The organism is Mycobacterium attenuatum, assembly GCF_900566085.1.
Taxonomy (GTDB): domain Bacteria; phylum Actinomycetota; class Actinomycetes; order Mycobacteriales; family Mycobacteriaceae; genus Mycobacterium; species Mycobacterium attenuatum.
This window is the reverse complement of the sequence record NZ_UPHT01000004.1, coordinates 68,202-81,131: the sequence shown is the minus strand read 5'-3', so window position 1 is coordinate 81,131 and position 12,930 is coordinate 68,202. Positions and strand designations below refer to the sequence as shown.

At 65.2% G+C, this 12,930-nt stretch carries 10 protein-coding genes; 9 read left to right on the top strand and 1 reads right to left on the bottom strand.

Going from position 1 to position 12,930, the window contains the following annotated elements:
• Nucleotides 1-18 precede the first annotated feature (18 nt).
• On the top strand, nucleotides 19-1,791 hold the full coding sequence (locus tag EET13_RS00745) for an N-acyl-D-amino-acid deacylase family protein (protein WP_122440472.1): 1,773 nt from the start codon (nucleotides 19-21) through the stop codon (nucleotides 1,789-1,791).
• A 277-nt stretch (nucleotides 1,792-2,068) separates the two neighbouring features.
• On the opposite strand, the gene EET13_RS00735 is transcribed toward EET13_RS00745, so the two are convergent.
• Nucleotides 2,069-2,452, bottom strand: coding sequence for a hypothetical protein (locus EET13_RS00735; protein WP_122440470.1), 384 nt, complete (start codon nucleotides 2,450-2,452; stop codon nucleotides 2,069-2,071).
• Nucleotides 2,453-2,839: 387 nt separating this feature from the next.
• Here EET13_RS00735 and EET13_RS00730 point away from each other — a divergent pair, with 387 nt between their 5' ends.
• The 8 genes from EET13_RS00730 to EET13_RS00695 all read left to right on the top strand — a co-directional run bounded on the left by EET13_RS00730 (nucleotide 2,840) and on the right by EET13_RS00695 (nucleotide 12,859).
• Nucleotides 2,840-4,465: an FAD-binding protein gene (locus EET13_RS00730; protein ID WP_122440469.1), complete on the top strand. Its 1,626-nt coding sequence runs from the start codon at nucleotides 2,840-2,842 to the stop codon at nucleotides 4,463-4,465.
• A gap of 165 nt (nucleotides 4,466-4,630) precedes the next feature.
• Nucleotides 4,631-6,868 carry an NADP-dependent isocitrate dehydrogenase gene (locus EET13_RS00725; RefSeq protein ID WP_122440468.1) on the top strand — a complete coding sequence of 746 codons (2,238 nt, stop codon included), beginning with the start codon at nucleotides 4,631-4,633 and terminating at the stop codon, nucleotides 6,866-6,868.
• A 224-nt stretch (nucleotides 6,869-7,092) separates the two neighbouring features.
• Entirely contained in the window at nucleotides 7,093-7,497 is a 405-nt protein-coding gene (locus EET13_RS00720; protein ID WP_122440467.1) for a nitroreductase family deazaflavin-dependent oxidoreductase, read from the top strand.
• A gap of 78 nt (nucleotides 7,498-7,575) precedes the next feature.
• The gene (locus EET13_RS00715) at nucleotides 7,576-8,793 is read left to right on the top strand and encodes a GNAT family N-acetyltransferase (protein WP_122440466.1); all 1,218 of its coding nucleotides are present in this window, start codon (nucleotides 7,576-7,578) and stop codon (nucleotides 8,791-8,793) included.
• 105 nt (nucleotides 8,794-8,898) lie between these two features.
• Nucleotides 8,899-9,504, top strand: coding sequence for a TetR/AcrR family transcriptional regulator (locus EET13_RS00710; protein ID WP_122440465.1), 606 nt, complete (start codon nucleotides 8,899-8,901; stop codon nucleotides 9,502-9,504).
• A gap of 27 nt (nucleotides 9,505-9,531) precedes the next feature.
• Nucleotides 9,532-10,743, top strand: coding sequence for an acyl-CoA dehydrogenase family protein (locus EET13_RS00705; protein WP_122440464.1), 1,212 nt, complete (start codon nucleotides 9,532-9,534; stop codon nucleotides 10,741-10,743).
• 4 nt (nucleotides 10,744-10,747) lie between these two features.
• Entirely contained in the window at nucleotides 10,748-11,935 is a 1,188-nt protein-coding gene (locus EET13_RS00700) for a glycosyltransferase (protein WP_122440463.1), read from the top strand.
• Nucleotides 11,936-12,190: 255 nt separating this feature from the next.
• The gene (locus EET13_RS00695; RefSeq protein ID WP_244603714.1) at nucleotides 12,191-12,859 is read left to right on the top strand and encodes a type II CAAX endopeptidase family protein; all 669 of its coding nucleotides are present in this window, start codon (nucleotides 12,191-12,193) and stop codon (nucleotides 12,857-12,859) included.
• Nucleotides 12,860-12,930: the final 71 nt, after the last annotated feature.

Sequence of the window (12,930 nt, the reverse complement as noted above, 5' to 3'; positions counted from 1 at the left end):
AGAACTCAGAGGGACGCCATGTTCGATCTGAAGATCGTCGGCGGCACCGTCGTGGACGGCACCGGCGCCCAGCGGTATCGCGCTGACATCGGCGTCAAGGACGGCACGATCGTCGACGTTGTCCGCCGCGGATCCAACAACTCTGCGATGGACGGCCTGGAGACGGCTGATGCCGCCGAAACCATCTACGCGACAGGGCAATTGGTGGCCCCCGGCTTCGTCGACATCCACACCCACTACGACGGTCAGCTGAGTTGGGACGGCTTGCTCGAACCGGCGAGCGGGCACGGGGTCACGACGGTGGTCACCGGCAATTGCGGGGTGGGGTTCGCACCCGTTCGTCCGGGCCGGGAGGATTGGCTCATCACGTTGATGGAGGGTGTCGAGGACATTCCCGGCACCGCGCTGACCGAGGGCATCACCTGGGGCTGGCAGAGCTACCCCGAGTACCTCGACGCGATCGACAGCCGCACGTTCGCTATCGATGTGGGCAGCCAGCTCCCCCACGGCGCCGTGCGCGCTTACACGATGGGTGAGCGCGGGGCCCGAAACCAGCCGGCGACCGCTGACGACATCGCGGCGATGAGCCGGCTGGTCACCGAGGCGGTCGAAGCCGGCGCGCTGGGCTTTTCGACATCCCGCACGCTGGCACACCGAGCGATGGACGGCGAACCGGTGCCCGGCACCTTCGCCGCCGAAGACGAGCTGTTTGGCCTCGGACGCGCCATGGCCGCAGGCGGCCAGGCCGTCTTCGAGCTGGCCCCGCAGGGGGCAGCGGGCGAGGACATCGTCGGGCCGAAGCGGGAACTGGATTGGATGCGGCGGTTGAGTGGTGAGATCGACCGGCCGGTGTCGTTCGCGCTCATCCAGGTCGATGCCGACCCGAACCTGTGGCGCGAGCAGCTGGACCTGTCGGCGGCCGCGCACCAGGCGGGCAGCCGCCTGCATCCGCAGATCGCGGCGCGCCCCTTCGGCATGATGATCGGCTTTCGCGGACACCACGCCTTCGGCCATCGGCCCACTTACCGCCGGATCAAGTCGCAATGCGGCCGCGACGAGCTGGCACAGCGGCTCGCCGACCCGGCGGTCAAAGCCGCCATTCTCGCCGAAGAAGATCTGCCCATCGACCCGACGGTGCTGTTCGACGGCATGTCCGCCTTCGTTCAGCACGCCCTGGGACGTCTTTACGCGCTCGGCGATCCGCCCGACTACGAGCCCACGGCCGACCGCACGGTCGCCGCGATCGCGGCCGCGCGGGGCGAGTGCCCGCTGGCAACCCTCTATGACCTGATGCTCGAGGCGGACGCGACTACCATGTTGATGCTGCCGCTGTTCAACTACGCCGACGGCAACTGCGATGCGATTCGGGAGATGATGTTGCACCCCGCCGGGGTGCTGGGGCTTTCCGACGGCGGCGCCCACTGCGGGATGATCTGCGACGCTTCCTATCCCACGTTTCTGCTGACCCATTGGGCGCGCGATCGTCGGCGCGGGGACCGGCTGCCGCTGGAGTACGTGATTCGTAAGCAGTCCCGCGACACGGCGCAGCTGTTCGGCCTCACCGACCGCGGCACCATCGCGCCCGGAAAGAAGGCCGACCTCAATGTCATCGACATGGACAAACTCACCCTGCACCCCGCGGCAATGGCCTACGACCTGCCGGCCGGTGGCCACCGAATATTGCAGGGCGCAAGCGGATACACCGCCACGATCGTCAGCGGGAGGGTCACGCGCCGTGACGGCGTAGACACCGGTGCCCGCCCGGGCCGCCTGGTGCGCGGCGCGCGCTAGCCACCGAGTTGTTCGAAAGCTACTACAAACCGGCAATATTCCCCCATCGCTACACCCGGCGGCCGATCGAGGGTTATACGGCAGAGGGAGCCATCATCGACCTGCGCGACGGAGTGCCTCGGCCGGTGTCGAAGAATTGGGCTACAACCGTAGTCGCGGATGATCCCGCCGCGGCGTACGAGCCGAGCTAGCCCTACTAAATTAGTTTTACGAGTCCTGCTTCGCAGAAGCTGATATCTAGCGCTAGCGTGTGAATCTCCGCTTTGGCGCTGCCCGCTTAGCTTTGGGCCATGCCGTCGTAGTTATCGGAGCAATAGTTGCATGGCTTGTCGTATTCGCTGCCGTAGTTGACATAGCACGAGACGGTATTCACCACCGCGGCGGCCGCTTCTGCATCAAGCACCGGTTCGGCGGCCTCGTGATCGTACGGCTTAAGCACAGCCACAGCAGCGACCAACGGGGATCGGTCGTCGAGTTCACCCGTGATGTCGGCAACGGCCCTGCCGTCGATGAATAGGGTGTACAAGTCGTGCTCCGGGAATCCGTGGTTGAGTCGCAGCACCCACCACTGACCGGACTGGTGTGCAGCATAAGGAAAGAACTTGTACCCAGTGCGCAACCAATGCGGCCGCGTCGTCCTGCCAATCGCGGGGCCGTCCACTGGCTGTCCTTCCGCGTGGGAGACCTTGCGGCTCCAAGCCGGCTCTGGCCCATTGCTGATGTGGAGTCGTACCTCAGCGTATGAGGACGTCAGATGTCCCGCCTTCCCCGGTCTTCAACGCGACCGAGCAACAAGCGGTGAGATTCCAGCGTGGGCTTGGAGCTTGGTGTCGAGATTCTAGGGAAATGAGAACGATCAAATCTTGTCTCGCATCGGGCGACTCGGCCGCCGACAACGCCCCCTGCCGCACTCCGCTGCGGCCATCGTCCTGGGCTGCGAACTACCTCCTCAGGCACCCCGGATTCGACGCGCTCGACCGAGATGGAGTCAGTATTAGAACCTGTTACAGTGCACCCCACAACGCGCAACCCGAGCGGAAGGACTGGCATGGCTGGCGACAAGTCGGCGCGCATCTGCGAATCCGCCGATGTCGTGGTGATCGGGTTCGGCGCAGCAGGTGAATGCGCGGCCATCGCCGCCCGCGAACGCGGCGCAGACGTCATCGCGCTGGACCGCGCCAATGGTGGTGGCGCAACGGCGATAGCGGGCGGGATCATCTACGCCGGCGGCGGCACCACAGTTCAGCAGCAGGCCGGGGTCAAAGACAGCCCCGAGCAAATGCTGGCCTATCTCCGCCTCGAAGTCGGTGATGCCGTCAGCCAGGAAACCCTGGAGTCGTTCGTGCGCTCCAGCCCCGAGATGATCGACTGGCTGAGCAGCTACGGGGTGCCGTTCAGCCCCGCATCGTGCCCGTACAAGACCTCTTTTCCGAACAACCGCTACTACCTGTATCACTCGGGTAGTGAAAACGCCGGCGCGTTTCGCTGCCACACCCCGCCCGTCCAGCGCGGTCATCGCGTGCAGGGCCGCGGCACTTCGGGCCGGAAGCTGTATGAGCCGTTAGCCAAAGCCGCACTGGCCCTTGGTGTTCGGTTCTGGCCCCAGACCACGGTGACGAACCTGATCCAGGATTCCTCCGGTCGGGTAACCGGAATCGATGCGCGCACCATGCGCTTCGCACCAGCGCCTGTTCAGCGTCTTTACGCGGCGGCAGCAAAACTTTCGACAAAGCCGGGTATCTACTACCCGCCGCTTCGCCGGCTGATGGAAGGACAGCTGCGAAGGCTCGAGCGGCGCTACGCCCAGCCGGTCCGCATCGATGCGCGCCGCGCCGTGATCGTCTGCGCCGGCGGTTTCATCGCGAACACCGAGTGGGTGCAGCGCTTCGCACCCCAATACGTGGGCGGCTTGCAACTGGGCACCAGCGGCGACGACGGTAGCGGCATCGCGCTCGCGCAGAGCGCCGGAGCGGTCACCGACCGGATGGACAATGTCTCGGCCTGGCGCTTCATCACCCCGCCGAGCGCGTTCATCGGCGCCGTCATCGTGGACCGGGGCGGGCACCGCGTCATCGACGAAAGTCGCTACGGAGCCGCGGTCGGGCAAGCAATAATCCGGCAGCACGACGGCGCCGGTTGGCTTCTCGCCGATGCCGCATTGATGCGAGAGGCCCGGCGTCAAATGATCACGCAGCCGTTGTGGTTTCAACGCGCTCAGGTTGCGGCGCTGATGTTGGCCGACGCGGTGACGGCGCCGTCGCTGCCCGAGGTCGCGAAGGCGGCCGGTATCGATCCCGACGGCCTGGTAGCCACGGTCGCGGCGCACAATGCCGCGATCGACGCCGGCGCACCGGACCCCGCCGGCAAACCCGCCGAGTTTGTCCGCCGGATCAGCCAGGCGCCGTTCACCCTACTCAACATTTCGGTGCGGCCAAGCCTGCTCAATCCCACCCCGATGCTGACCCTCGGCGGTATCCGAGTCGACGAGCGCAGCGGAGCCGTGGTCAACGAATCCGGGGAGCCCATTCCGGGGCTGTTCAGCGCGGGACGCACCGCGGCCGGAATCTGCTCCAATTCGTACGTCAGCGGGCTCTCGCTCGCCGACTGTGTGTTCTCGGGCCGCCGCGCCGGAGCACACGCCGCCGCGGCGCCGGCCGAGCAGAGCTCACGTTAACCGAGTGGCTGGTGTGGCCAGTGCCGTCGCGCTCATGGAATCGGGGCAGACGCAGCGAACACTGCCCGAATGATTTTCGGCACAATGGAGCCGCGATACTGGTTAGGCGCCGATCCAACGCTGAGCCTTCGAATCTGACCAATAGCGACGCCGGGAGACACACCGATGAGCGACGAGCAGCCGACCATCATCTACACCCTGACCGATGAGGCGCCGCTCCTGGCGACCTACGCCTTCCTGCCGATACTTCGCGCGTTCGCCGAGCCGGCAGGCATCAAGGTCAAGAGCAGTGACATCTCCCTGGCGAGCCGGATCCTCGCCGAGTTTCCCGACTACCTGACCGAAGAGCAGCGCGTACCGGACGATCTGGGCGAGCTGGGACGGTTGACGCAGCTACCGGAGACCAACATCATCAAGCTGCCCAACATCAGCGCCTCGGTGCCGCAGCTGGTGTCGGCCATCAAAGAGCTGCAGGGCAAGGGTTACAAACTTCCGGACTACCCGGCAGATCCCAAGACCGACGAGGAAAAAGACATCCGGAACCGCTATGCCAAGTGCCTGGGCAGCGCGGTGAACCCGGTGCTGCGGGAGGGCAACTCCGACCGTCGCGCACCCAAGGCGGTCAAGGAATACGCCCGCAAGCACCCCCACAGCATGGGCGAGTGGTCGATGGCCTCGCGCACCCATGTCGCGACCATGAAGCACGGCGACTTCTACCACGGCGAGAAGTCCATGACCTTGGACCGCGCGCGCGACGTGAAGATGGAGTTGGTGACCAAGAGCGGCGAGACGCTGGTGCTCAAGCCCAAGGTGTCGCTGGGCGAAGGCGACATCATCGACAGCATGTTCATGAGCAAAAAGGCGCTGGTCGAGTTCTACGAGGAGCAGATGGAGGACGCGCGCAAGACCGGCGTGATGTTCTCACTGCACGTCAAGGCGACGATGATGAAGATTTCGCATCCCATCGTCTTCGGCCACGCGGTGCGGACCTTCTACAAGGACGCCTTCGCCAAACATCAGGAGCTGTTCGACGAGCTGGGTGTCAACGTCAACAACGGGTTGGTCGACCTTTACAACAAGATCGAGTCGCTGCCCGCGTCTCTGCACGATGAGATCATCCGGGATCTGCACGCCTGCCACGAACATCGTCCCGAGCTGGCCATGGTGGATTCGGCCAAGGGCATCTCGAACTTCCATTCGCCCAGCGATGTGATCGTGGACGCTTCCATGCCGGCGATGATCCGAGCCGGCGGCAAGATGTGGGGTGCCGACGGCCGGCCCAAGGACACCAAGGCGGTGATGCCGGAGTCCACCTTCTCCCGCATCTACCAGGAGCTGATCAATTTCTGTAAGACCAACGGGGCCTTCGATCCGCGCACCATGGGCACGGTGCCCAACGTCGGGCTGATGGCGCAGAAGGCCGAGGAATACGGCTCGCACGACAAGACATTCGAGATTCCCGAGGACGGCGTCGCCAACATCGTCGACCTCGACACCGGCGAAGTGCTGCTGACCCAGAACGTGGAGTCCGGTGACATCTGGCGCATGTGCACGGTCACCGACGCGGCGATCCGCGACTGGGTCAAGCTGGCGGTCACCCGGGCCCGCAATTCCGGAATGCCGGTGCTGTTCTGGCTCGACCCCTACCGTCCGCACGAGAACGAGCTGATCAAGAAGGTCAAGCTCTATCTGCAGGACCACTACACCAACGGCCTGGATATCCAGATCATGTCGCAGGTGCGCGCCATGCGGTACACGCTGGAGCGCCTGATCCGCGGGCTGGACACCATCGCCGCCACCGGCAACATCCTGCGTGACTACCTCACCGACCTGTTCCCGATCCTCGAATTGGGCACCAGCGCCAAGATGCTGTCCATCGTTCCGCTGATGGCCGGTGGCGGCATGTATGAGACGGGGGCCGGCGGTTCGGCGCCCAAGCATGTCCACCAACTCGTGGAGGAGAATCACCTGCGCTGGGATTCGCTGGGCGAGTTCTTGGCAATCGGCGCCAGCCTGGACGACATGGGCGCCAAGACGGGCAACAAGAAGGCCAAGATCCTAGGTAAGACGCTGGACGCGGCGATCGGCAAGCTGCTGGACAACAACAAGAGCCCGTCACGCAAGACCGGCGAGCTCGACAACCGGGGCAGTCAGTTCTACCTCGCCATGTACTGGGCGCAAGAACTTGCCGCACAAAACGAGGACCAGCAGCTCCGCGAACACTTCGCACCCCTGGCCGGCACACTGGCCAAGAACGAGGAAACCATCGTCACCGAACTCGCCGCAGCGCAGGGCGAAGAGGCGGACATCGGCGGCTACTATGCGCCGGACCGGGAGAAAACCACGGCGGTGATGCGGCCGAGTAAGACGTTCAACGAGGCGTTGGCGGCCACACAGGGCTGACACCCTCCTGCGCCGCATACAGCGACGGCTCAGGCTCGGTCGGCCGGGCATCATCGGCGAAGCAGGGCAGCAGAATTGTCGGCACCACGCTAGGCGCCCGGGGGACCAACGGCCCTAGGTCGGCCGCCTTGACGGACCTACCCTGGTGCAGGGCTGAAGACCGAACTGCGCGAGACGATTTCGATCGCCGGTAATCGGTGCTCCGCCGAGAAAGAAGGTTCATCATGGCGGTCCTGGATGCCGTGCGAGTGTTCAATAAGCACCTGCTGAATCCAGCGATGATGCTGCTGGCCGGCCGAAGGTACTGGTACGCCAGCGTCATCGAGCACACCGGACGTCGCACTGGCAAGAGGTACGCCACACCCGTGGTGGCGGAACGAGTAACCGACGGCTTCATCATTCCGCTGCCCTACGGCACACACACCGATTGGCTGCGAAATGTCTTGGCGGCGGGGCATGCCACGATCCGCGTCCACGGAAAAACGTATAAGGCCGTCGACCCGCAGATCCTGGACGGGGCCGCTGCGGCCGGGCAGCTGGCCCCGCGACGGAAACGCGCCTTCGACCGATTCAACGTCAGCCATTATCTGAAGATGGCGCCCGCGGCCGAACCGTCGCTCCGGAAGTGATTCAGCTCGGCCGGGTTGTCGCTAGTGTCGAGCCAGGGCGCTCGCGCTGTCGTCGCGGGCAACAGCCATGATGGCTGTGTGGGCATCGAGATCCGTGTTCTCGACAGCGAAGACGACCTTGTCGCGGCGGCCGGGCTGTTTCGCGCCGCCATGGTCGGGTTGCCGCCGCTGCCGGAGCTGGCACCGGGCCAGATCACCACGCTGCTCGAGCCGGGCCGTACGGTGGGCGCGTTCGCCGGACGGCAGCTGGTCGGCACGGCTGATGCCGTCACCTGCGGACTGACACTTCCCGGGGGCGCCGTGGTGCGGCACGCCGCCGTGACACACATCGGCGTGCTGCCGTCGTTCACCCGTCGAGGTATCGCGACCGAACTCGTCCGTCATCAGCTGCACGACATCGCCGCACGGGGCGAGGTGGTCGCGACACTGCGCGCTTCTGAGGCGACGATCTATGAACGGTTTGGCTACGGCGTGGCAAGTTCGGCGCACAGCGTCGAAGTTGACACCCGGCGAGCCGCGCTACGGCCGGGCGTCGGGACCGGGGGCCCGGTGCGATTGCTCGACACCGCGCAAGCATGGGACGTCCTGCCCCGAATCTGTGCCGCGAATGGGCTGTCCCGGCCGGGAACCGTTGAGCGAGCAGACGTTTGGTGGCGGGGTTTGCAGCTGCGCACCGAATCGCATCCCGGGCCCAGGTATATCGCGGTACATGGTGAGCCAGGAGCGGAGTCGGGGTTTGTCCGCTACCGCCCGCTCGACACCGAAACCTGGTTTGTCAGCGAACAGCGCACCATCGCGGTCGAGGATTTCTTCGCCCCTTCCGCGGATGCCTATCTGGGCCTGCTGCGCTTCCTGCTGGGGCTGGATCTCATTGATCGCTTGGTGTTCTGGATGCTGCCGGTCGACGATCCGTTGCCGTGGCTGCTCGTCGACCGGCGGGCGGCGAAGGTCACCCGGGTATACGACGAGACGTGGCTGCGCATTGTCGACGCCTCCCAGGCGCTTTCCGTACGCCGATATGCGGGCGACGGTTCCGTCACCATCGCGGTCAATGATCCACTCTTGCAGGGTAATTCGACCAGCTTCACTGTCACCGGCGACGGCGCCGAGCCGACGCAGCGCCGCCCGCAGTTACTGGTGGGCGCCGACGGGCTCGCCGCGGTTCTGCTCGGCGGCACGACCTGGCGCAGTCTCGCGACGGCGGGGCTGGCCCGGGCCGACGACCCAGCCGTACTCGCCATGGCGGATCGGTTGTTCGCGGTGCCGGAGGCGCCGTATGCCGGATTCTTTTTCTGACGTGCCTGCGGGGGCGACTACGGCCTTGCCCGCGGCAGTGTGTGCACGCCGCGGTCGCACAAGCATGCGCTTGCCCGCATCCCGGTGAGTGAGTATTCTCTCACTATGCCCGTATCGGGACGCGACCGACTGCTGTCGGCAGCACTGAAGCTTTTTGCCGCCAAAGGCTATGCGGCCACGTCGGTTGCCGACATCCAGCGCGCGTCCGGGCTAGCGCCCGGATCGGGTGCGCTCTACAAGCACTTCAGCTCCAAGCGAGAACTGCTCGAGGCCGCGGTGACGCACCGGATCGCCAGCATCGTGGCCGCCCGGGAGCAATACGACGCCGGGCAACCGGACAGTGTCGAGCAGGCGGTGCGCACTGCCGGCCAGTTGATCTGGAACAACTTGAAACAAAGCGAAGACTTACTCAAAGTCATGCTGCGCGAACCCGATGCACTCGGTGATCTCGACGAGAAGACATGGCAGGTCATTACCGACAACGCCTACCAGCGCTTCGCCGACGAATTGGCTGCGTCCAACCGCTCCGGCCGTACCCGAATCCCGGACCCGGAAGCCGCAGCGGCCGTCGCCATCGCGTCGTTGTCCCATGCCGCCACCCTGCAGGCATTGACCGGCCGCACCCCCGGAAACATCGAGGACGCTCGTTATTTCGAGGCGTGGGTGAACCAGACGGTCAGCGTCCTCGTGCGTTACGCCGATACCCGTTGAGCACTAGACAATCTCAGGAGTACAACCATGACATTCTCACTGCAGCTGAGCGACGACGTGATCCAGGTGCGCGACTGGGTGCACGAGTTCGCGGCCGATGTGATCCGCCCGGCGGCCGCCGAATGGGACGAACGCGAAGAAACTCCGTGGCCGGTCATCCAGGAGGCCGCCAAGGTCGGCCTCTATTCCCCGGATTTCTTCGGGCAACAGGCAGCCGAACCGACGGGTCTGGGGATGCTCACCGCGTTCGAGGAGATGTTCTGGGGCGACGCCGGCATCGCGCTGTCGATCATGGGCACCGGCCTGGCCGCAGCCGCGTTGGCGGGCAACGGAACTCCGGAACAGCTGGGCCACTGGCTGCCCGAAATGTTCGGCACGGCCGACGATCCCAAGCTCGGCGCGTTCTGTTCCTCGGAGCCCGACGCGGGGTCTGACGTGGGCGCGATCCGCACCCGCGCACGCTACGACGAGGCGGCCGGTGAATGGGTGCTCAACGGCACCAAGACGTGGGCCACGAACGGCGGAATCGCCAACGTGCATATCGTGGTGGCATCCGTCTATCCCGAGCTGGGCACCCGTGGCCAGGCCACTTTCATCATCCCGCCCGCCACCAAGGGCCTAGCCCAGGGGCAGAAGTTCAAGAAGCACGGCATCCGAGCTTCACACACCGCCGAGGTGACGCTTGACGACGTCAGGCTGCCCGAAGACATGATCCTGGGCGGCCGGGAGAAATTCGAGGCACGGATCGCCAGGGCGAAATCCGGTGCTTCCGTGCGCGGCCAGGCGGCTATGAAGACCTTCGAGCGTACGCGGCCCACGGTCGGGGCGATGGCCGTCGGCGTGGCCCGCGCTGCCTACGAATATGCCCTCGAATACGCTTGTCAGCGGGAACAATTCGGCCAAAAGATCGGTGAGTTCCAAGCGGTGGCGTTTAAGTTGGCCGACATGAAGAGCCGGATCGACGCGGCCCGTCTGCTGGTGTGGCGGGCTGGCTGGATGGCGCGCAACAATCAGAATTTTGACTCGGCGGAAGGCTCGATGGCCAAACTGGTGGCCAGCGAGACCGCGGTGTACGTCACCGACGAGGCCATCCAGATCCTCGGCGGCAACGGCTATACCCGCGACTACCCCGTTGAACGGATGCATCGCGACGCAAAGATCTTCACGATCTTCGAAGGAACCAGTGAGATTCAGCGGCTGGTGATCTCGCGGGCGCTGACCGGTCTGCCCATCCGGTAGAGCGTTGAAAGTTGTGGTGGTCGGCTACGGAGGCCGAGGTGATGTCGAGCCCGGCGCCGCCGTCGGTCGCGAGTTACGGCGCCGGCGTCATGACGTACTTCTGGCCGTCCCGCCCAATATGGTCGGTTTCGTCGAATCGACGGGGCTCACCGCAGTGCCCTACGGCCCGGACTCGCGTGAGCAGCTGAATCCGGCCATGGATCTCGTCCGCGACGTCGCGACGCGGGGCATCAATCCGATGAGCTTGCTGTCCAACGTGATCGAGCATGTCACCAAGGTCAACCGGGACAAAACTGCCACCCTGACGGCACTCACAGATGGTGCCGATGTGGTACTGGCAAGCTACAACGAACAGCATTTGGCAGCCAATGTTGCTGAATATCACGGTATTTCAGCGGCCGCATTGCATTTCTTCCCGGCACGCATCTGGGCGCCAGGAGGTATGGCAGCGGCGATCACCACCGAGGTCGATGGCAACCAGCGCAGTGCGCTGGGGCTGCCCGAGTTCGACCAACCACAACCGATTTTGGAAATGCAGGCCTATGACCAGCTCTGCCTGCCCGGACAGGCGGCCGAGTGGGTGGACCCGGCCGAACGACGGCCCTTCGTCGGTACGCTGACACTGGAGCTTCCCACAGACGCCGACCAGGAGGTCTTGCGCTGGATCGCCGCGGGCGCACCACCGGTCTATTTCGGCTTCGGCAGTACACCGCTCTCCTCGGTAGCCGACACGATCGCCAAGGTCGGTGCGGCCTGTGCCGAATTGGGCGAGCGAGCGTTGATTTGCCTGGGCGCCAACGAATTCGGTGATGTTCCGGATACCGGCCACATCAAAGTGGTCGACGCGGTCAACCATGCGGCCGTCCTTCCGGCGTGCCGCGCAGTGGTACATCACGGTGGTGCCGGCACCACGGCCGCGGGGATGCGCGCCGGAATACCGACATTGATCCTGTGGCTCTGGCTCGACCAGCCGATCTGGGCGGCCGGGGTCGAGCAGCTGGGAGTTGGCACCGGGCAGCCGTTTTCAGCCACTACTCATGCATCGCTGGTTGCCGGCTTGCGTTCCATACTTGCTGCGCGGTGCACCGCGCGTGCCCGGGAACTGGCCGCGCAGTTGACTCCTCCCGCCAAAAGCGCCGCCCTGGCGGCCGATCTGCTGGAACAGGCCGCCGGGGCGGGACGTGTCGGCTAACTAATCTTCGGCGCGTTCGACTCTCCCATCGATCTTCTCACTCACCGCGCGCGACCCTCCGCGGTGCTTGGCGTAGCGGTTGCCGCCGATGTCAAGCGGTTGCCGGGCCACCCTGCCGGGCCGTCGCATGCCCACGCCGACGTGAAGCGGTAGCGTCGCGGCGTGGACACCGAGCATGCCGACGAGCCCGCTGCACCCGGGCCGTCAGCGAATCCGACACCGGTCTCGGATTGCGCACCTGCGCACCGCTGGGGTCTGGGCGCCTTCTTACTGGTAGGGCTGGTCTACCTACTGACCTCTGCCGCCTTCGTCGGCGCCCTTGCCGATAGGGGCCGGTTATCGGCGGGGATGCTTGCGCTAGCGGTGGGAGCCCCGACCGTGGTCGCGGCCGGGCTGGCCGTGCTCATGACGAAGCTGCGCGGCAACGGTCCGCGCGCCGATCTGCAGTTGCACTGGTCGTGGCAAGGGGTGCGGCTGGGATTGACGTTCGGGTTAGGTGGGTTGTTGGTGACGGTGCCCGCTTCGATGATCTACGCCTCGCTCGTCGGGCCGGGTGTGAAATCCGCTGTGGCCACGGTTTTCACTGGTGTCCAAGCTTCCTGGCCATGGGCGATCGCCGTGTTCGCGCTGGTGGCGTTCGTCGGGCCGCTGTGCGAAGAGATCATCTTCCGGGGACTGCTGTGGGGAGCGGTGGATCGGCGCTGGGGGCGGTGGGCTGCGCTGGTGGTAACTACCGTGGTATTCGCGCTGGCTCATCTGGAGTTCACCCGGGCCCCGCTATTGGTAGTGGTGGCGATCCCGATCGCGCTTGCGCGGTTGTACTCCGGCGGCCTGTTGGCCAGCATCGTCGCACACCAGGTGACCAACCTGTTGCCGGGAATCATCTTGATGCTTGGTGTGGCTGGGGTCATACCGCTGCCCTGAGGCACACCCGGCATCGAAGCCCCTGGGCCACCAATGGATTTCGAACTAAGCGGCGATCGCCGGAGGCCTGC

Excerpts from the sequence above, each read along its gene's own strand:
- EET13_RS00720 (WP_122440467.1), top strand. The coding sequence starts at position 7,093 with ATGGCGGTCCTGGATGCCGTGCGAGTGTTCAATAAGCACCTGCTGAAT.
- EET13_RS00730 (WP_122440469.1), top strand. The coding sequence starts at position 2,840 with ATGGCTGGCGACAAGTCGGCGCGCATCTGCGAATCCGCCGATGTCGTG.
- EET13_RS00705 (WP_122440464.1), top strand. The coding sequence starts at position 9,532 with ATGACATTCTCACTGCAGCTGAGCGACGACGTGATCCAGGTGCGCGAC.
- EET13_RS00710 (WP_122440465.1), top strand. The coding sequence starts at position 8,899 with ATGCCCGTATCGGGACGCGACCGACTGCTGTCGGCAGCACTGAAGCTT.
- EET13_RS00745 (WP_122440472.1), top strand. The coding sequence starts at position 19 with ATGTTCGATCTGAAGATCGTCGGCGGCACCGTCGTGGACGGCACCGGC.
- EET13_RS00725 (WP_122440468.1), top strand. The coding sequence starts at position 4,631 with ATGAGCGACGAGCAGCCGACCATCATCTACACCCTGACCGATGAGGCG.